The sequence below is a fragment of the Niallia sp. FSL K6-0212 genome, assembly GCF_038007605.1.
GTDB lineage: Bacteria > Bacillota > Bacilli > Bacillales > Cytobacillaceae > Niallia > Niallia circulans.
In genome coordinates, this window is sequence record NZ_JBBOXL010000001.1 from 1,158,554 (window position 1) to 1,177,416 (window position 18,863).

Annotated in this window: 21 protein-coding genes; 4 read left to right on the top strand and 17 right to left on the bottom strand. The window is 36.3% G+C overall.

Features of this window, described 5'->3' with window-relative positions:
• Positions 1-15: 15 nt before the first annotated feature.
• The 7 genes from dltD to MHH96_RS05285 form a co-directional block, all read right to left on the bottom strand.
• On the bottom strand, positions 16-1,176 hold the full coding sequence (gene dltD, locus MHH96_RS05255; RefSeq protein ID WP_341116864.1) for a D-alanyl-lipoteichoic acid biosynthesis protein DltD: 1,161 nt from the start codon (positions 1,174-1,176) through the stop codon (positions 16-18).
• Complete coding sequence (gene dltC / locus MHH96_RS05260) at positions 1,176-1,412, bottom strand: D-alanine--poly(phosphoribitol) ligase subunit DltC (protein ID WP_047940981.1); 237 nt, start codon at positions 1,410-1,412, stop codon at positions 1,176-1,178. Before dltC ends, dltD begins: the two co-directional genes overlap by 1 nt.
• 15 nt (positions 1,413-1,427) lie before the next feature.
• A complete protein-coding gene (gene dltB / locus MHH96_RS05265; RefSeq protein WP_047940982.1) occupies positions 1,428-2,585 on the bottom strand; it encodes a D-alanyl-lipoteichoic acid biosynthesis protein DltB in 1,158 nt (385 codons plus the stop codon).
• A complete protein-coding gene (dltA, locus tag MHH96_RS05270) occupies positions 2,582-4,084 on the bottom strand; it encodes a D-alanine--poly(phosphoribitol) ligase subunit DltA (protein WP_172885209.1) in 1,503 nt (500 codons plus the stop codon). Before dltA ends, dltB begins: the two co-directional genes overlap by 4 nt.
• A 17-nt stretch (positions 4,085-4,101) precedes the next feature.
• The gene (locus MHH96_RS05275; RefSeq protein WP_082138248.1) at positions 4,102-4,248 is read right to left on the bottom strand and encodes a teichoic acid D-Ala incorporation-associated protein DltX; all 147 of its coding nucleotides are present in this window, start codon (positions 4,246-4,248) and stop codon (positions 4,102-4,104) included.
• 17 nt (positions 4,249-4,265) lie between these two features.
• A complete protein-coding gene (locus MHH96_RS05280; RefSeq protein ID WP_047940984.1) occupies positions 4,266-4,937 on the bottom strand; it encodes a response regulator transcription factor in 672 nt (223 codons plus the stop codon).
• Between the two features lie 77 nt (positions 4,938-5,014).
• Positions 5,015-6,757: a sensor histidine kinase gene (locus MHH96_RS05285; protein WP_047940985.1), complete on the bottom strand. Its 1,743-nt coding sequence runs from the start codon at positions 6,755-6,757 to the stop codon at positions 5,015-5,017.
• 532 nt (positions 6,758-7,289) lie between these two features.
• On the opposite strand from MHH96_RS05285, the gene MHH96_RS05290 reads away from it, so the two are divergent.
• Entirely contained in the window at positions 7,290-7,550 is a 261-nt protein-coding gene (locus tag MHH96_RS05290) for a hypothetical protein (RefSeq protein WP_047941052.1), read from the top strand.
• A gap of 254 nt (positions 7,551-7,804) precedes the next feature.
• Here MHH96_RS05290 and MHH96_RS05295 read toward each other — a convergent pair whose 3' ends face one another.
• Positions 7,805-8,716 carry a DMT family transporter gene (locus MHH96_RS05295; RefSeq protein ID WP_047940986.1) on the bottom strand — a complete coding sequence of 304 codons (912 nt, stop codon included), beginning with the start codon at positions 8,714-8,716 and terminating at the stop codon, positions 7,805-7,807.
• Positions 8,717-8,870: 154 nt separating this feature from the next.
• Between MHH96_RS05295 and MHH96_RS05300 the strand changes: the two genes are divergently transcribed.
• A complete protein-coding gene (locus MHH96_RS05300; RefSeq protein WP_047940987.1) occupies positions 8,871-10,235 on the top strand; it encodes an aminotransferase-like domain-containing protein in 1,365 nt (454 codons plus the stop codon).
• 61 nt (positions 10,236-10,296) lie between these two features.
• On the opposite strand, the gene MHH96_RS05305 is transcribed toward MHH96_RS05300, so the two are convergent.
• The 7 genes from MHH96_RS05305 to MHH96_RS05335 all read right to left on the bottom strand — a co-directional run bounded on the left by MHH96_RS05305 (position 10,297) and on the right by MHH96_RS05335 (position 15,526).
• Positions 10,297-10,779, bottom strand: coding sequence for a methylated-DNA--[protein]-cysteine S-methyltransferase (locus MHH96_RS05305; RefSeq protein WP_047940988.1), 483 nt, complete (start codon positions 10,777-10,779; stop codon positions 10,297-10,299).
• Positions 10,763-11,680: a DNA-3-methyladenine glycosylase family protein gene (locus tag MHH96_RS05310; RefSeq protein ID WP_047940989.1), complete on the bottom strand. Its 918-nt coding sequence runs from the start codon at positions 11,678-11,680 to the stop codon at positions 10,763-10,765. Before MHH96_RS05310 ends, MHH96_RS05305 begins: the two co-directional genes overlap by 17 nt.
• Entirely contained in the window at positions 11,667-12,239 is a 573-nt protein-coding gene (locus tag MHH96_RS05315; RefSeq protein WP_047941053.1) for a bifunctional transcriptional activator/DNA repair enzyme AdaA, read from the bottom strand. Before MHH96_RS05315 ends, MHH96_RS05310 begins: the two co-directional genes overlap by 14 nt.
• 16 nt (positions 12,240-12,255) lie before the next feature.
• Entirely contained in the window at positions 12,256-13,038 is a 783-nt protein-coding gene (locus tag MHH96_RS05320) for an isocitrate lyase/PEP mutase family protein (RefSeq protein WP_047940990.1), read from the bottom strand.
• 253 nt (positions 13,039-13,291) lie between these two features.
• Positions 13,292-14,020: an amino acid ABC transporter ATP-binding protein gene (locus tag MHH96_RS05325; protein WP_061797312.1), complete on the bottom strand. Its 729-nt coding sequence runs from the start codon at positions 14,018-14,020 to the stop codon at positions 13,292-13,294.
• A gap of 26 nt (positions 14,021-14,046) precedes the next feature.
• Complete coding sequence (locus tag MHH96_RS05330; protein ID WP_047940992.1) at positions 14,047-14,712, bottom strand: amino acid ABC transporter permease; 666 nt, start codon at positions 14,710-14,712, stop codon at positions 14,047-14,049.
• A 31-nt stretch (positions 14,713-14,743) separates the two neighbouring features.
• On the bottom strand, positions 14,744-15,526 hold the full coding sequence (locus MHH96_RS05335; RefSeq protein WP_047940993.1) for a transporter substrate-binding domain-containing protein: 783 nt from the start codon (positions 15,524-15,526) through the stop codon (positions 14,744-14,746).
• Between the two features lie 563 nt (positions 15,527-16,089).
• Here MHH96_RS05335 and MHH96_RS05340 point away from each other — a divergent pair.
• Together MHH96_RS05340 and MHH96_RS05345 are read left to right on the top strand one after the other, a co-directional pair.
• The gene (locus MHH96_RS05340) at positions 16,090-16,428 is read left to right on the top strand and encodes a PadR family transcriptional regulator (RefSeq protein WP_053215593.1); all 339 of its coding nucleotides are present in this window, start codon (positions 16,090-16,092) and stop codon (positions 16,426-16,428) included.
• Positions 16,418-16,975: a DUF2812 domain-containing protein gene (locus tag MHH96_RS05345; RefSeq protein ID WP_053215594.1), complete on the top strand. Its 558-nt coding sequence runs from the start codon at positions 16,418-16,420 to the stop codon at positions 16,973-16,975. The genes MHH96_RS05340 and MHH96_RS05345 overlap by 11 nt, the downstream gene beginning before the upstream one ends.
• A 300-nt stretch (positions 16,976-17,275) precedes the next feature.
• Here the strand turns inward: MHH96_RS05345 and MHH96_RS05350 are convergent, their stop codons facing one another.
• Both MHH96_RS05350 and MHH96_RS05355 read right to left on the bottom strand, forming a co-directional pair.
• A complete protein-coding gene (locus MHH96_RS05350) occupies positions 17,276-18,232 on the bottom strand; it encodes an RsmD family RNA methyltransferase (protein WP_144544990.1) in 957 nt (318 codons plus the stop codon).
• A 111-nt stretch (positions 18,233-18,343) separates the two neighbouring features.
• Positions 18,344-18,823 carry a hypothetical protein gene (locus MHH96_RS05355; RefSeq protein ID WP_144544992.1) on the bottom strand — a complete coding sequence of 160 codons (480 nt, stop codon included), beginning with the start codon at positions 18,821-18,823 and terminating at the stop codon, positions 18,344-18,346.
• Positions 18,824-18,863: the final 40 nt, after the last annotated feature.

The window sequence follows — 18,863 nt, forward strand, 5'->3', positions numbered from 1 at the left end:
TGAATCGTCCTAATGCTATTCAAGGAATCTTTGCATATCCTCACTTACATAAACCCAGCCCTTCCAGCCAATATGAATCGTATCCCTCATAAAATAGGGATCGTGCTCATGGCCGGAGTAATCAGCATAGTTAAAGCCGTTATCGCTTATCTGTTTCTTTATACGATTGTAATAATCTTGCCGCCCTTTTTTAGGAAAGCCTGTGTAATCATAATAAGCACCATTAACTGGAATGATAACAAAAAGCGGTTCAGCTTCTGCCTTTTTTAGAATATCAAGCATCAGCTGAAAATCATCGTACTCCAGCGATTCGGCATAGGAATGGCCTTTGTTCTTTCCTTTCATACTCTTCATATAATCATTCTTATGCTTATATACTTTATCATCAATGTAAAATTTAGAATGCTGTGTCCGTTTTTTGCCATAGGCATCAGCTTGTGCACGTAATTCTTCCCACGTCTTATCCTTCACTTCAGCTGACTGATGTCGATTGGTTGGTTTATCTTTCAAAAGTGTAAAATATAAATCCTTTTTCTTAAGGATGGATATATACCCCTTTGCAGGAACGGATAACATTTTAAACATTGTCTTCTTGTCATTTAGATAGGCATCATAAAGTTGATAGAGTACCGTATCATTCTTGACCGCATTATATGACATCAGCCGCTCCATCAATTTTCGTTTCACCTGCTCATCCACATCCTTATTAAATGGAAGCTGGTACGCTTGCAGGGAAGAATAATTTGGTGCAAAATGCTGTTCGTCTGTCCCGTGCTTTACAAACCATTGCGGCGATACTATGATGACCATTTGCTTGTTCTTCAATTGAGCAGCATGTGTTGCAAAGTTTAAATCATGAATAATAGATGTCATTCCGCCTTTTCCTATTAAATAAGGTGTGAATGGGGCGGAATTCATTTCGAAATAATTTGATGGATGAAATGGATCCCAGCGTGACAACTCCGAAGAGCCATAAATCGGAACATAGGTCGAACTTTTGAGCATCTCATTTTGTAAGTATGTTCCTTGGAACATACTTGGCTCTAAACTGATTGCAGATTCCTCTAACCGATCAGCAGGAACTAGCTTAGCCAGCCATGATGTGGGTATAAATACAACCCCGGCAAACAGGACCAATGCAAGAATGATTGGTCCAAATAAATATTTCTTCTTCATTATTTCAGCTCATTCAGACGTTCAACGATAGCATTTGGTGTATTCCATGTATCTCGGTCGAACTCTGTAATTGGTACATTGATATCAAGTTGTTCCTCAAATTTAACAAGTAATTCTACAGTCCCAAATGAATCGATCAATCCTGAATCGAATAAATCCAAATCATGCTCTTCTTTCACCACATCATCTTGACAAACTTCTGCAATAACTTGTAGTACTTTTTCTTTAAAATTCATAGATAGATCCCCTTTTTATTGAAATGGTTTGCCGGAAAACAGATAAAAACCGAAACAAACGACATGGAAAGTAATAATGATAGAAACCACTGTCATCGCTTTTCCTGTTGGCCAGCGTTTATGTTTTTTATTCCAAGTCTCGAAGAAATTAAAACCGCTCATCATCAGGGCATGATATGCTCCATAAATGATGTATTGAATCTCTAATCCATGCCATACACCCATCAAAAGGAACAGGAGAATATACCCTAAATTTGAAACGAGCATATTGTTCTTTATCCATTTTTTCTTCTTTATTAAGAAAACAAAGCGCATAAACACATAATCACGGAACCAAAATGACAAAGACATATGCCATCGATTCCAGAAATCCTTTATATTACGGCTCATAAATGGCTTATTAAAGTTCTCCGGTGACCGGATACCCATTATATAACTGACTCCGACTGCAAATGCCGTATAGCCGGCAAAGTCAAAGAATAGGTATAGGCTATAGCTGTACATGTATAGCAGGTGATAAGAAAGCTTACCATCTGCAATATAAGTTAAATTCATGATGAAATACGCATTAATGCAATAGCCGATTATAAATTTATACAAAAAACCAAGGAAGATTTTGTTAATCCCTTTATAAAGCAGATCTCTGTATTCCTCTGGTGTCCAACGCTTATTCTCATCCTTCTCAAATCGACGGAAACGGTCAATCGGCCCCGATGAAATGGTCGGATAAAATAACATAAAATTAACAAGCTGATAAATCGAAAGCTGATTTTTAATCAATCCATCTCTTGTTTCAATAATAATTTGGACAGCTCGGAATGTCAGATAAGAGATACCTAGAAAACTCGCCCAATTATCCACTGCCAAAATAGGCAAGACTTTAGATAAAATTAAAGGCAGAATGGATAGAAAGCTTATTACATAAAATACGAGACTACTATTCTTTTCCTGGCGATAATGAATATAGCCTTTTACCAATATCACTTGAAGGATAGTGAAAACTACTAACGAGAAAAAGCCTGCATTCCCACCAGAAAAGATAATGGCCAATACAACAATAGAAACAAATACATTGTAAAAACGCAGGTTCTTGCCCTTTATACCGAGGATTATCGTCGGCAGCAGCAAGATACCTAGAATTATGAAGAAAAGGAAAGAGCTATACGGGGTCATGCGAGTACCTCTTCCTTCATCTTCTTACGGTCTGCTTTTCCATTTATCGTCATTGGAATAGAAGAATGATACGTAAATTTACGAGGAATCATATATGCTGGCAAGCGCAAAGCAAGATCCTTACGGATAGCAGCTGTCAGTTTGAATTCCTTATCAAAATCATGATCCTCTGGAACAACTGCCGCAATCAAGTATTCAATTTCTTCATTTGGTGCATAAGGAATAATAATGGCATTCTTAATATATTCAGACTGATTCAGGTGGAACTCAATTTCTTCCAGTTCCATCCGATAGCCATGCAGCTTGATTTGATAATCCATTCTTCCTTGGCAGTACACCACACCGTCTTGAATGAAGCCTGCATCTCCAGTACGATATACATTCATTCCGTTTATCATGCCAAATGCCTTTTCTGTCAGTTGCGGCTCACCGAGATATCCTTTTGATACACTTGGCCCCGCAAGAATAAGTTCACCTTTTTCTCCTTCTGGGAGCGGATTATCCAATTCATCTAAAACGAAAACCCTCATATCCGATTTTGGATAGCCTACTGGCAGAGCCTTCTCTTTCGTAAGCAATTCTTCCGTGATTTCAATAGACGTCACCGCTACTGTTGCTTCTGTAGGTCCATAGGTATTAAAAATTCTCGCTCTTGGGAAACGCTCCTTCAGCTCCTTGGCTACAGCAAGTGGCAATACTTCCCCACAGAAAAGGAATAGTTCAAGCTCTGGAAGCATCTTTTGATCAAAATCAGGATTAGGAAAACACATTTGCACAAAGGATGGTGTCGAGGTCCATATTTGTATAGACGAATGACTTAAGTTCTCAAACAAAAGCTTCGGTTTATTGCTTACTTCTTTCTCCAGCGTATGAATGGTACCCCCACTCTGTAAGGCTGGATAAAAGTCCATTACAGACAAATCGAATGAAAAGGGTGCCTGGTTCAAGAATACCTTTCCTTCCCCTAACGGAAAGTCCCCTGTCATCCAATCGGTAAAGGATTGTAGATTCGCTGCAGTTATTTGAACTCCCTTAGGATTTCCAGTACTGCCGGACGTATAAATGATATAAAAAACCTCATCACTTTGGACCCAGTACTCTTCTCCAATATGCTCTATTTGTTCCAAATTCATTTCTAGCATTTGTAAAACTATAACACCATCAAAATCCAGCTTGCTAGTTGTCGTATTAATTACCACTCCAGCACCGGACTTTTCGACAATAAGACGTACCCGTTCGATTGGAATCGACGTATCTACCGGTATATAAGGATGGCCGGCCTGAACACAAGCGAGAAACGATACCGGCATATCTATTCCCATATGTCCATACACTACAATTGGCGTCTGCCTCTCAAGCTTAATAGCATGTAATAAGCTTGCCAGCCTTCTTGATTTATCCCAGAGCATTCCATAAGTCAGCATCTGGCCTTCTGTACGATATGCTATCTGTTCTGATTTTCTTACCGCATGCTGCGCAATACGAGTTAAAAGTTTCATTTTATTATCTTCTCCATTTAGAAATCATTATAAATATAGTTGCCTGTATTGGCCGTATGGAAGCCATACATCAAGAATAAGGTAATGAGGATGGCAAAATAAAAACAAGTCTGTAAAGCAAACCGGACGCCAGTATGCCTATACAACTGTTTAAGCTTATTCATCTTCTCTCTCCTTTCTTTTATTCAAACTTATAGCCTGTTCCAATAACAGTCCGGATATGATGGGATTCAAAGCTTAATTTAGCCCTAAGCTTTTTAATATGTGTATCCACAACTCGACTATCACCATCGAAGTCGAATCCCCATACATGATTCAAAATTGTTTCACGTGAAAGGACATTATTTTTATGCTGAAGCAAGAAAACTAATAATTCATATTCTTTTGGCGTCAATTCGACTTGTTGGCCTGCAAGCTGAAGCTGATGAGACTTTGTATTAACAATTGCCTCACCGAAGCTTATCATATGACCGGTCGGCAGATAATGCTCTTTTGCCCGTTTCATTAAAGAATTAGCGCGTGCTACTAACACTTTTGGACTGAACGGCTTGGTAACATAATCATCAGCTCCAAGTTCAAAGCCATGGATTTTATCATCATCACTGGATTTCGCTGTCAGCAGAATAATGGGTACGCCAGAGTTCATGCGAACCTGCTTGGTGACAGCAAACCCATCCATTTGCGGCATCATAATATCAAGAATAACTAAATCAGGATATATAGCATCAAACCAATCTATTGCACTGCTGCCATTATCCGTTTCATATACTTCCCAGCCGTCCTTTTTAAAATAATCAGCTACGACTTCTCGAATTCTCACTTCATCCTCGACAAGCAATACTTTCTTCCCCATCGTGAATCTTCCTTCCAATTTAAAGATATTAACAAGGTTATATGTCTTTCATGTGTCCTAATAAGAAATTATTACCATTAACAAAAGTAAATATAGAAACGCACACCGCCTGGTATGTTTTCTGCTCCATAATGAAAGCCATGCAGGCTAAGTATTTGCTGAACAATGGCCAATCCTAATCCTGTCCCACCCGTCATTCGGCTGCGAGAAGATTCAGCCCGATAGAAACGTTTCCAGATTTTATCCAGCTGTTCTTCTGGTATCTGTGCACCTGTATTTTCGATTTGGAACACACTGTTGCCATTTTCCTGATCTAATTCGATACGAATCCTAATGACAGAGTCAGGTTCGCTGTGGCGGATTGCATTAATAAGAAGATTTTTCATTACCCGTTCCATCCACTCATAATCTGCCAAAATATGCTGTTCATTCTTCGGCATGATTTCAATTACCACATTTTTCTCTTTGGCTATGCAAAATAGTTTATTTGCCAAATCCTCAATCATTTCACTAAGCAAGAAAGATGTTTTCCGTAGTTTGATTGCACCATTCTCCAACTTAGCCAAATCCAGCATATTCTTAATCAGCACTTCCATCTTTTCTGATTCCTCAATAATTACTTCTATATAGTGATCTTGTTTATTAGGACTGATTCCATCTTGCAGTCCCTCTGCAAAGCTTTTAACAATACTAAGAGGGGTCTTCAGTTCATGGGAAGCATGTTCGAAAAATTCACGTTGCTCCTTCTCCATTTGCAGTCGTTTTTCCATATCTTCCTTCAGCTTTCCGTTGGCTTCTTTCAAACCATTTAATGCAATATCCAAGTTTTGCGCCATAACTAGCATGTTGTTCGCCAAACTCCCCAGCTCATCCTTCTGCTTAATCGGCTTCAGCGATGTGAAGTCTAGATGCACCATTTTTTTTGCCATTTCATTTAGCTTAATTAATGGTCTACTAACAAGACGAGAGAAGAATAACGACAATAAAAGAATGAGAATAAAGCCAGCAATCCCGATATATACATAAAATATTCGGAGTGATTCATTGGTATCTCTGATTTCCTGAAGAGATGTGACAGAGAACATAATTTGCATTTCTCCGTCTTTCTTAATTGGCTCCATTAATACTAAATAATGTTTTCCACTCCATGACTCCACCCAATCTAGCTGCAGGCTTTCTCCTTCAGAAAGCTGCTTTATCTGCTTCTCTTGAAGAGGAAACCATTCCAATAGTGCATCATAGAGAATTCCTAACCCTCTACTTGCCACTTTCCCCTTAGGCAGCGAAATACTTTTTACCTTCCCTTTGATGGTCACTTCATTCTCAGCCTGACTTTCTCCGACACTAGAGCTATCCTTCGTAATAATAGATGGATAAATGACTGAAGGAACTAGAGCATCTACTTCCCCTTGCACAATCACTTTATCTCCCTTTGCAATATTTAATGCTTGTACTTGTTTTCCGTAATCTGTGATGAGTAACGAAAGCGATACTTCCACAATTTCGCCATCCTCTGTATCCAACATGATATTAAAAGGATCTTGTACCAACTGATAACCTTCTGTGTCCACAATCGTCAACGGACTTTTTGTCTTCTTTATGTAGGACAAGGTCTGTTTTGTCAGTTCTGCTTCACTCCAAGAATTTTGCTCATATCCCTCTGCTAACTGATGGATGTGCCTTGCTGCTTCTTTCGTTTTATGATGTTGATAAAAACGGTCAAAGAATACTAACTGAAATATCATAATCATGGCGTAAAACACCAAAAAGAATATAGACGTTACAGCGAATAACTTGACAGTAATACTGCGTTTTCTCATGTTATACTCCTTTGTTTCATACGGCAGTTTATTCCTAACTTAAACTTAAGCTATGGATATGTTTTTTGTGTGTCCACATGTAATCCTCCATATAGTAACCACTTTTTTCAAGTTAGGGAACCCCCTTTAATTTGGATCTATTATTTGAAAAGAAGAAATCCTAGTTTAAATGAATATGGATTACAGCAATGGCGATATGCTATTTTTTAAGGAAACATATATTTATGTTGAACATTAACTATAAAATGAAAAGGAGAGACCAATTGTAGTAGTTAAAATGCCTTCTGCAATAGTAAACGGTAAAGCTATAAAAAGATTGAAGGAGCATCATATAATTCTCATGGAAGCTTAAAGAATTATCAAACTAAGGGTCAAAGTTATTCACTTAACAAAGATGACATTGTTAGTCTTAATTGGCCAATAATTGGTACTAATCCGACATGAACAGGTTAGCGATTTCTTACTTACAAAATGCCCCAAAGACATAAACCGAAACATAAGAAATAAAGAAATGAGGTTGTAAATGATGGAGATTGAATGGAAAAAAGAAACTATTATTTTTGAAACTTTAAGAGAATCAGAGGTATGGGCTGATTCTATAGCAAACGAAATACACGGTAGAACAATAAATGGATATATAACTCCAGATTATAAAATAGCATACGCTCTTTCATTTTTTCTAGCTACTAATCCTGATTTTGTTGTTCATACAGAAAAAAGTTTCAGTATTCGTCAAGGATTAAAGGTGGAGGATTCATTTATTTATAAAGTCTGGGTAACTATAAATAGTTAATAGATCTATAAATGATCCACTTGAGACTACAAGAAAGGACTTAATGTTATTAATGGTAGAAACAGCGAGAACTTAAGTTTTATACCCAAACAATAATTCGGAAAGACCAAAAGTAATCCATAGATTGTTTGGGTTTTTATTAAAAAGGAGGTTGTAAGTATAACCCTCCTCCAGGTCATTAAATTATCAGATTAACAACTTCATCAGAAAAAGAAAAAATGTATTTTTCCTTTTTCTGATCTTTCTATCTTTATTTATCTTAAATCAATATTTTTTATTCTATCTGAGGGTGATGTCTTTTTTGATATCGGAGCATTTTTCCCAACGATTACCGAAACGACTACAATTATTGCTGTTACGATCGTTACAAGCGTTATCGACTCATCTAAAAAGATTGTTGCAAAGATAATCATAATAAAAGGTTGTATATATTGAAGCTGGCTAACCCTTGCAACACCTCCTAATGCCATGCCGCCATACCAAACAATGTATGCTAAAAACTGGCTTACAATAGCTAAATAGAATAAGCTAACCCAAGCTTGAAATGGGGCAGTTAACATTTCAACAGAAAAATCCATTACAACTGGAATGACGAAAAATGGCGCTCCAATAACGATGGCCCATGCTATTACTTGCCAACTTCCTATTTCTTTGGAAAGCTTGCCCCCTTCGGCATAACTAAAACCTAAAATAATGACTGCTGTCAAAAGTGCCAAATCTGCAAACTGAAGTTTGCCAAAACCTAAATTAACTGCATAAAAAATTACAGCACCGGCACCGATTAAACTGGCAATCCAAAATCTCACTGAAGGTTTTTCTCCAGCTCTTAACATCGCAATCCCTGCTGTAGCTAATGGCAATAAAGCCACTTCAACCGCTCCATGCGAAACTGGTAGTGCTTGCATTGCCCATGAAGTTAGTAATGGAAATCCTAAGACAGCGCCCATGGCGACAATTACGATACTTTTAAATTGCTGCCGATTAGGAACTCTCTCCTTTCCAACAACAAGCACGATACCAGCTATAATTGCTGCAAGAACCGTTCTTCCTAATCCAACCACGGTAGTACCAAAATATTCAACAGAAATACTGGTAGCTGGTAAGGTTAAACTAAAACAAATTACTCCCACCAAGCCTAATAATAACCCCAATTTTTCCTTTTCCATTCGTTTTCCTCCTACTATTTTTTTCTGTCTTAAGAAACCTAAATATACAGTGACAGTTTTGCTATAATTTAGATAATACCTGATACAGAAACCAAATATACATATCTATTTTCTAAATCTGTCATGGTACAGTTTGAGGAGGTTGGCCATTATTTTGAGCACAAAATACAAAAAAATTGTAGAGGAAATTAAGAATCAACTTACAAATGGGACACTTGTCGCTGGTAGTAAATTACCTTCTGTTCGCCAGTTGTCTGAAATGTTTTCCTGTAGTAAAAATACGGTGATTAAAGCTTACAGTGAGCTAGAAAAAGAACACTTAGTTTATGCAATACCTCAAAGCGGCTATTATATCGTAAATGAATTTGCCCTCTCTGCCGAGGATTCTACCATTGTTGATTTTTTATCAGCTGGACCAGACAACCATTTAATTCCTTATCTAGAATTTCAGCATTGCTTAAATCAAGCTATCGAAATATACAAAAAGGATGTATTCACCTATTCAGATCATCAAGGCTTTTACTCCTTACGTACAGAAATAGTTAAAAATCTTCAAGATTCACAAGTATTCACCGATCCTGATCGTGTTGTAATTGTTTCAGGCTCACAACAAGCTATTCATCTGCTTACAGCACTCCCTTTTCCAAACGGCAAAAAAAATATTCTTATTGAGCAGCCAACCTATTTTGGCATGATTGAATCACTGCAAATACATCAAGTTTCCACCTTTGGGATAGAACTCTCCATGAACGGTATCGATTTAGACCGTCTTGAATATATTTTTAAAAATAATAACATTAAGTTTTTCTATATCATTCCAAGATTTCATAACCCCCTTGGACATTCTTATACGAATAATGAGAAGAAAAAAATAGTGGAGCTGGCAAATAAGTATGACGTTTATATTGTGGAAGACGACTTTTTGGGTGAATTAGACCGCAACAAAAAATCTGATCCATTATTCTCTTATGACACTTCTGGAAGAGTCATTTATATTAAAAGTTTCTCAAAGGTATTTCTTCCAGGGCTGCGTATTGCTGGAGTGGTATTGCCAAAAATAATGATAAATAACTTCTTACGCTATAAATTTAGTTCGGACTTTAATAGTTCCGTCCTTTCACAAGGTGCGTTAGAAATCTATTTAAAAAGCGGGATGTATAAAAGTCATATAAAAAAAATAAAAGAAGTTTATTTTCATAGAATGCAATTACTAAAAAGTGCTTGTGAAGAATTACTTCCTGAGGGGACACATTACACGCAACCGGATAGCGGTTTTTATCTCTCTATTTATTTACCTGAAAATGTATCAGCCAAAAGACTAGCTCTTTTATTATCTGAAAAACTGATATTAATTGATGATGCGGATAGAATGTTCTTGACCCACTACAAGAAGGATAATCTCATCCGTTTATGTATATCACAAGTACAAGATCATCAAATAAAATGGGGAGTAAAAATGATAGCTGAAACCATTACCCTATTGAGTAATAAAAGGAACTATTATTACTCTCTTCTATAATAAAAATAAAAAATCCATACCAATCTTTAATGATTGGTGTGGATTATCATTAACATTTCAATTACTTGTGATACGTTTTCTCATGTTGAAGCAGCCATTCTTTCCTCCATAAACCTCCTGCATAGCCAGTTAATGTCCCATTTGATCCGATTACTCTGTGACAAGGAATGACAATGCTTAACTTGTTTTTTCCATTTGCACTTCCTACAGCTCTAATCGCTTTTTCATTCCCGATAGAAATGGCTATATCCTTATAGGACCCCGTTTCAGCATACGGTATTTTTATTAAAGCGTTCCATACCGCGCTTTGAAAATCTGTTCCTTCCAATTGGTATGGGATGGAAAATTCATGACGCTTGCCTTTAAAATATTCGTCGAGCTGGTTATAGCATTCTACTAAAACGAAAGGAGTTTCTGGTTGTAATGAATTCACGCTCTTATCATTTTCTTCAGAAAATAAAATAGAAATAATTGCTTCATGGGTACCAATTATTTCTATCTTTCCAATCGGCGATTCATAATCTAATTTATGTATTTTTGTCATATAATGACCTCCAAAGATAAAAAGTTGCATATGCCTGCCAGCCTTTCCAACCTTCTGCTAATTCTTCTGTTTTTTCTATAGTCGGTTTACTCTTAAGCTCTAGTACATTCTTTAATGCATTATGAAGGCCGACATCTGAAACTGGGAAGGAGGAGGTGTAGTGGAGGCATTTCATCATGACATACTCTGCCGTCCATGCTCCTATCCCTCTTATCAACAGAAGAGATTTTTTTACTTGATGATCATCTTGTTTCATAAGTAATAATTCTTTTGTTAATTTGCCACTTTGCATATCTTTAGCAATGCCAATGATGTATTCAGCCTTCCTTGTAGTAAATTGAAGTTCCCTTAAATCATCGACATGGATGGACGCAATTTTTTCAAATGAGGGGAATAACCAAAAGGTTTCCTCTTGGAATGTCAGGCTTTCTCCGTATTTTTCAACAAAACGTTTCTTTAAAGTATAAGCAAATGTTAAATTAATTTGCTGACCCATAATTGCCCACACGATCGCCTCAAATAAATCGGGAATGCACATAATTCTTAAACCATGATATTTATGGGTAAGTGTCCTTAACACCTTATCTTTATCTGCGACTTGGTAAAAGCTCTCCAAATCCTGATCCAAATCAAACCATTCCCAAATATACTCCGCCACTTTTTCGTGGATGTCATTGGATTCAGGATTCAATGGAAATTCGACCTTTATGGCATGATTGATTGATCCAACTTTACATAAAATCAACGATTCATTCACTTTTATCAATTTGTATAAAAATCCCTCTTCCATCCGATGAAGCACTTCCTGATTGGATCTGCCTAAAAAAACTAAACACTCTTCAAAATTAAATTCCTTTGGAGGATAAATCTCTATATAAGATTCATAATCAATCCAATTCATGTTGGTATCCCTTGCGATATTCACTAGGAGAACAGTTTTTTATGCTTCTAAATACTTTGTAAAAATTAGAGGAACTCTGGAAACCCACCTCATAACAAATTTCTAGGTTTGTCATAGCAGTGCTTTTGAGAAGGTGGGCCGCTTTATCAATGCGTATTTTTTCTAAATAAGCACGTGGAGTTTCAGCAGTTTCCTTTTTAAACAATCGTTCCAAATAAAAGGGACTCAAACCGACATGGGCTGCTATATCCTTTAATATCAAATTTTGTTTATAATGATTGACTAGGAAGGTAATGATATTTCTGACAAGTTCAATATGAGGAGAATGCTCAACTTCTGGCTGGCACCTTTTGCAAGGACGGTACCCAGCTTTTTCAACTTCATTCCTATCATGGTAAAATTCAACATTTTTCTTTTTAGGCTTCCGTGATCTGCAGGAAGGACGGCAATATATTTTTGTTGTTTTTACTGCGGTAAAAAATATCCCATCATACTTACGATCACAACTGATGATCTTCTCCCACATCTCTTCAAATGAAAGATTGAGATTAGTCGACATATAAACCACTATCCTTTCATCCTAGTGCTTCTTTTTCATACAAAGAGGACGTATCCTTAAGCTCTAATAATTTGCCTGCCTTTTTTTCTAAATAAGCAATTACACTATCAGATAGGGCATTTCCAAAACTAAATCGTCTTACTCCTAATTCTTTAAGCATATTACAATTCGTCAGCCCAGGTAAAGATAATAGATTTAGTGGAGCGCTAACATTCTTTGTAATTTCTTTAATTTCCTTTTCCTCTCTTAACCCAGGAACAAAAATCCCGCTGGCACCACTCTCCACATATGCATGAGCTCGTTCCATTGTTTCCAGCAAGGGATTTTTCCCCTTTAAGTAAGTATCCGTTCTGGCATTGATATAAAAGTCTTTATAACCACTTCTATCTAAGGCTGCCCTCATTTTTTCCATTAGTTTACAATGCTGCGTTATTTCTCTCAATTCATTTGATTTTTTCAATGAATCCTCTATATTGATACCAGCGACTCCAATCTCAGCTGTCCTTAATACATTATTAATAATCTGATCAGGATCCTCACTGTATCCAGCTTCAATATCAGCGGAAACAGGGATTTTTACATTCTCTGTAATCGTTTGGATTATAGCTAAGTGTCGATCAAAATCAATTAATTCTCCATCTGAATATCCTAATGAGTTAGCAATTCCCCAACTAGTTGTACCAATTGCTTTAAATCCAGCCTTTTCTAGTGTTAAAGCTGAAAGAAGATCCCAGGCGTTTCCAAGAAATAATAAATCATCTGAAAAGTGTAGTTCCTTGAATTCCTTCATCTTATTCATTTTTATTGTCCTCCAAATCTTTTATTGGACCTATTTTAACAAGTAATCTACCACCATTTCGTCCTCATTCTTGCTTTTATGGTCTGTCTTTGGAAAAGAAAAGTGAAGGAATATTATGCTCTTCTTAGCTCTATTAAAATGAATCATGAGTGGCTGTCTTCTTTAGATTTACAAGCGTATACTACGAAATTTATCCAATTTACAAATACAATAACAAAGAAGTCCTGCCTAAAGTATAGACAGGACTTCTTTGTTATTTAAGCATCGTAGCTTTTAAAAATTCTTGTGTTCTTTCTTCTTTTGGATTGTTAAAAAATTGCTCAGCTGTACCGTGTTCAATAATTTTTCCATCATGCATATACACAATACTATCTGCTACTTCTTTAGCAAATCCCATTTCGTGGGTTACAACCACCATGGTCATTCCTTCTTCTGCTAAGTCTTTCATCGTTGTTAATACCTCTCCCACTAGCTCGGGATCCAGTGCTGATGTCGGCTCATCAAAGAGCATAATATCTGGTTCCATTGCAAGTGCTCTGGCAATGGCTACCCGCTGCTTTTGCCCACCTGATAGTTTACTAGGATAAACATCTGCCTTATCCTCTAAATCTACTTTTTGCAGTAACTGTTTTGCTTTGGAGATAGCTTTATCTTTGTCTACACCCTTTACCATGATAGGTGCTTCAATAATATTTTCCAGTACGGTTTTATGTGGAAATAAGTTGAAATTTTGAAATACCATTCCTACCTTTTCCCTAATTTTGTTCAAGTTGTCCGTGCTTGGGTTAACCTCATTCCCCTCAATGATAATGCTGCCGTTATCCTTTTTTTCTAAAAAATTCAAACAGCGAAGGAGGGTACTTTTCCCTGAACCACTTGATCCTATTAAACAAACGACATCACTTTCATAAACAGTCAAATCAATATTTTTCAATACATGTAAGTCTCCAAATGATTTATTCAATTGGTTTATTCTGATCATTTCTTTCTTGTCCAATTTCTTCGCCCCTATCTGTCGCTTACTGCTAATTTTAATTCAATTCGGTTTACTACAAATGTCAACAGTGCTACTAGTACTAAATAGTAGACAGCTACAATGAGTAAATAGGTCATTTCGTCAAAATTATTGGATCCTAGTGTTGTTGCTACATTGAACAGCTCATTCATGGAGATGAATGCAGCTAGCGAAGAATCTTTTAAACTAATGATAAATTGATTACCTAAAGGTGGCAGCGCGCGTCTAAATGCCTGTGGAAGAATAATTCTCCTTAATGTCAGTGCCTTTGTCATTCCCAAAGAACGTCCTGCTTCTAACTGACCTTTGTCAACTGCCTGAATTGCTCCACGAAGAATCTCAGAAATATAAGCTCCATTATGGAATGCTAACGCAAGGGAAGCAGCCCAAAAATCAGGAAGAAGGAAAATTCCACTTATTCCGAAATAGAGAATAAATATTTGAACAATCAGCGGTGTCCCGCGAACCAAATAGACATATGCATCGGAAATAAGCTCCAGCACTTTGATTTTAGAAATTTTTAATAAGGCAAAGATCAGCCCAATGACGATTCCGAGTACGATCGAAACAGCTGTCAGCTCTAATGTCAAAAGCATAGCTTTTAGGAATACACCTTTTGTTTCCGCTAGTATGTTAAAAAAATGTGAAAAACTTGGCAAAGTATTACTTCCTTTCTATTCTGGTATAAATTTATTCTGGTTTAGTGGTAATGTCCTCTCCAAAATATTTCATACTAATTCGAGTAAGTGTCCCGTCCTCTCGGAGTTTTTCCAAGGCTTGGTTTACTCGCTTCAATAGTTTTGGATTATCTTGGGGAAGAACTATCGCTTGTTCACTGCGATCAATTAACTGCTGTGCTTTAATCTCAAACCCTTCCTGTGCAGCACTTTTCCCTGTTACAAAATCTGTGATTACTGCATCATGGCGACCGCTGCTTAACGCTTGTAAAGCCGTAATATCACTGTCATATGTTTTTATTTTGTCTGTATACTTGGAGGCAGTATCGGCATATGTAGAACCTTTTGCAACGGCTACTTCCTTTCCTTTTAAATCTTTGACCGTCTTAATTGAACTATCTGGTCTGGTGAAAATTTGCGGGCCCGAGTAGTAGTAAGGGGTACTGAAGGCAACATGTTTGCTCCGCTGCGGATTTATGGTGTGACTGGCAACGGCTGCATCTGCACGTCCTGTTTTCACCCCTTCTACAATCCCTTTGAATTTAATTCGCTTCTGAACTGGTTTAAGCCCCATTTCTTTTGCAAGTGCTTCGCCAACTTCAATATCGAACCCTGACATGGTGAGATCGTTATTTATATAACTAAATGGCTTAAACTCACCAGAAGCAGCAAAAACAAATTGATTTTTATTAATCAGTTCAGATCCATCTGCAAGCTTCTCCTTTTCGGCACAAGCAGATAAAAGGCAGAGCCCGATTAAACTGAAGAACAGTAGTATCTTTTTATTCAACAACATGTTGGCTATCCATCCTTTTTCTTTCATTTACTTTTTACCATTACCTCTAACTTGATATATTGCTTATGGAAATATATACCCCTTATCCATCTGATAAAACAAAAAAGTCAGGTAGATTAATAGTAGGTAATTCCGTTTTGTGAAAAAAACACTATAAATACATGTAAATTTGCCAGCTTGCAATATAGCAAATAACACCCCTAATCGCTTCTTAACAATAGATATTGTCATGGTGCAATCGGGGTGTTATTTTGCTTGTTATTTGGTATGTCATTTTTATTTCATTCAGGAAATTTTTGTAGGATTGTATAGAAAATGTGTGGTCAAATTTAGGTAATTCAATTCTTCAACTAACAGGGCTAATTGAGGAAAAATATTAACAATTTCTTAATGTTTGAGGTATCTGCCTTTAGAATCTAATTACATTTTTTAAAGTTATGGTTAATTTTAAGAAAATGCTGATATGAGGTAAAGTTTTAATTTGGTTTATAGCTTGACTGTCGATATATTATAATATATATTATGAGTATCGATATATCGCTGGTCAATATATGAAGGAAAAGGTGATTCCTATAAATCCATTATCAGAATCTACATATTTAATCTTATTAGCTCTTTATCAAGGACCACTTCACGGTTATGGCATTATAAAAGAAATTGAAAATACCAGTGAAGGAAAGTATATCATCGCACCTGGTACCCTTTACGGAGTATTAAAAAATTTAGAAAAACAAAATTTGATAGAAACTATAGCTGTCGAAAGGGAAAAACGTAAGAAAAAAACATATTGTATTACGGATCAAGGAAAAAAAGTACTTCATTCGGAGTATGAGAGATATATTCGAATGATTAATTATTCAAAGACAATCATTCAAGGGGAGATGGATAAAGGTGAAAAATAATGCTATTAAAAAGGTCACAAAACGTTTTTCAGATTTTTCCAAGGAGGAAGAATGGTTACAAAGTATGTTAAACGAAGGTTGGATACTTAAAGGTTATGATTCTGAGGATATTGGTGACTGTCACTATATCTTCGAACGTACTCAAAGTGAAAAATCTCATAATATAATTTATAAAATAGATTTCCGAAACTTTGATAAAAAGAGAGAATTTGAAGAATATAAAGAGATTTTTCAAGATTCTGGTTGGACCTTGCTTTCAAAAAGCAAGTGGTATTCCAAGCATATTTTTTATAGAGCTTCCTCCACAAATGAACAAAGCGATATTTTTTCTGACCAGGAATCATATATAGAAAGGGAGAAAAGAAAAAGGACTTCTCTCCTAATGTATACCGGTTTGGCTTCTATTGGTTTTATAATTTTTATTGTTTTATGGATAATCTTTGATTATGCTTATTTTGGTGCATTTGGGCTTTCCCTATTATACGTCAGTTATAAGTATACAATTGATTATTTTAAACATAGAAAGTTCTTAAAATCTATTCTTTAGAGTTCTGTAATCTATTACTCATTCTAAAATGAATACTTAAAATATTCGCTTTACTTTTTTATGTCACTATAAGGACTTATCATTATTGAAAAAGATGAATACAGATAAAATCCCTGTAGGTGAAATACTCTTTTAAAAGAGTACTATCTACAGGGAACATTATTAGAATAGATTTCCTCTTTTTGACTTACCTCTACGAAAAAGGCAACATCTGTATAATAATTCCGCTTAATCATAAGGCTATCATAAAATCGCAGATAGAAATATTCAAGTTAACCTCATCTATTCCATCCCTATGCCTTAACGGCAAACGATTATTTGCCGTATAAACTTTCCCTTTGGGACTTCACACCGATCTACTATTTCAAAACCTGCTTCACCCAGTATTCCATCTATATCTTCAGTCGTTACGATAACCATTTTTTTAGCAAAGCGACGGGCGCTTTGCATCATTGCAAATTTTTCCTCATCGGAAACAACGGAGCAAAGATTATATGGCATGTCGATAATTGCCACATCATACATTTCTGTTATGTCTCTGATATCCCTTAAAAATACAGGACCAGAAAGTCCAAAATGGGCGAGATTGTTCCGAATGCCCTTCATGACTAAGGGATTATAATCACTGCCTGTTATATTAACTCCCATCGATAAAGCCTCTACCAATACTGTCCCGATGCCACAGCATGGATCAATCACCTTCACTCCTGTTAATTCTGGAACTGCAATATTCACTAGCGCTCTAGCCACTCTGGTAGTTAGCGCAGTTGAGTAGTTATGAGGTTTCTGTTGGTGAATAAGCCAAATACCCTGATTTTCCGAATAGTACCCAAAATACCATTTTCCTTTTAACTTGGTAATGGCGAATACTATCTCTGGATCATGAAGACTCGCTGCACCTGGAATCAAGCATCCAATTTGTCTAGCAATCCCTTTCCTTTCATCAAAATCCATTTTATCAAGGGGATCGATGTCCCGATAATTGATGCCGATTACCTTATAAGTACTAGGCAAAGAAGGCATTGCCTCTACCCTTTGTTTTAGCTCTTCTAACGTATCACCTGTAAATAGAACCGCTATTTTCTCTTTTATAAAAGGACTCCTGCTTGGGTCTCTATCTATTCTGCTCTCTAAAACAAAGGCATGTAAGTCAGCATGAAATAGAGAACGAACTTCTAATTTACATAAATGTTCTTCTTCCTCCGCATAATTAAAGGTATATAAGAAGGTATTGGGGATCAACCTATTTTGACTCAAGTCCTTTCTCCTCCTTTTTGGATAAGCCCTTGAGCTGTTCCATTTTTCATGAAAATAGTAAAACGCCATACTCTTACATATGGAGTATGGCTGCATTGTTTTCCTACATATTTAAATGGAAGATTTATTAAAGCCTTCTTCCCTTAAGTATTCACAAGCTTCCTCGTAACTGAAAAAACTATTTTCTAGATTGACTCCGGCATATATATTCCAAAACCCTTCTTCTTGAAAAAGGAGGAGCGTATTATTTTCCGTATCAATCCATGTTTCTTCTTCCACGATTTCTTCCTCCACCGTCTCTTCTTCTTGTATATTTGGTCCTAATGATTGAATGGATTTTTCAATAACTTCTATTAATTCTTCTTTTGAAAAATCTCTAATATTGACCATCCCTTTTTCGTCTGTCTCATACTCATTCAGCTTGTCTGCATAAACAAATCCGTTTCCATTGGGATGTAAGTGATATACTACGTTCTTTTTATCACTTCCACTTTCTGCATAATGAAAATTGACGCGTTTTAAAGAAACATTCTTTCGTTCTAATTGAGGGAACAACTCGATAATATTTAGTTTTTCTTCAAATGATAGCATATTTGCCTCCAGGATTTTTATTAATATTATTATAATTAGT

Coding starts and splice junctions, on each gene's coding strand:
- dltD (WP_341116864.1), bottom strand. CDS start 1,176: ATGAAGAAGAAATATTTATTTGGACCAATCATTCTTGCATTGGTCCTG.
- dltC (WP_047940981.1), bottom strand. CDS start 1,412: ATGAATTTTAAAGAAAAAGTACTACAAGTTATTGCAGAAGTTTGTCAA.
- dltB (WP_047940982.1), bottom strand. CDS start 2,585: ATGACCCCGTATAGCTCTTTCCTTTTCTTCATAATTCTAGGTATCTTG.
- dltA (WP_172885209.1), bottom strand. CDS start 4,084: ATGAAACTTTTAACTCGTATTGCGCAGCATGCGGTAAGAAAATCAGAA.
- MHH96_RS05275 (WP_082138248.1), bottom strand. CDS start 4,248: ATGAATAAGCTTAAACAGTTGTATAGGCATACTGGCGTCCGGTTTGCT.
- MHH96_RS05280 (WP_047940984.1), bottom strand. CDS start 4,937: ATGGGGAAGAAAGTATTGCTTGTCGAGGATGAAGTGAGAATTCGAGAA.
- MHH96_RS05285 (WP_047940985.1), bottom strand. CDS start 6,757: ATGAGAAAACGCAGTATTACTGTCAAGTTATTCGCTGTAACGTCTATA.
- MHH96_RS05295 (WP_047940986.1), bottom strand. CDS start 8,716: ATGGAAAAGGAAAAATTGGGGTTATTATTAGGCTTGGTGGGAGTAATT.
- MHH96_RS05305 (WP_047940988.1), bottom strand. CDS start 10,779: ATGACAAAAATACATAAATTAGATTATGAATCGCCGATTGGAAAGATA.
- MHH96_RS05310 (WP_047940989.1), bottom strand. CDS start 11,680: ATGAATTGGATTGATTATGAATCTTATATAGAGATTTATCCTCCAAAG.
- MHH96_RS05315 (WP_047941053.1), bottom strand. CDS start 12,239: ATGTCGACTAATCTCAATCTTTCATTTGAAGAGATGTGGGAGAAGATC.
- MHH96_RS05320 (WP_047940990.1), bottom strand. CDS start 13,038: ATGAATAAGATGAAGGAATTCAAGGAACTACACTTTTCAGATGATTTA.
- MHH96_RS05325 (WP_061797312.1), bottom strand. CDS start 14,020: ATGATCAGAATAAACCAATTGAATAAATCATTTGGAGACTTACATGTA.
- MHH96_RS05335 (WP_047940993.1), bottom strand. CDS start 15,526: ATGTTGTTGAATAAAAAGATACTACTGTTCTTCAGTTTAATCGGGCTC.
- MHH96_RS05355 (WP_144544992.1), bottom strand. CDS start 18,823: ATGCTATCATTTGAAGAAAAACTAAATATTATCGAGTTGTTCCCTCAA.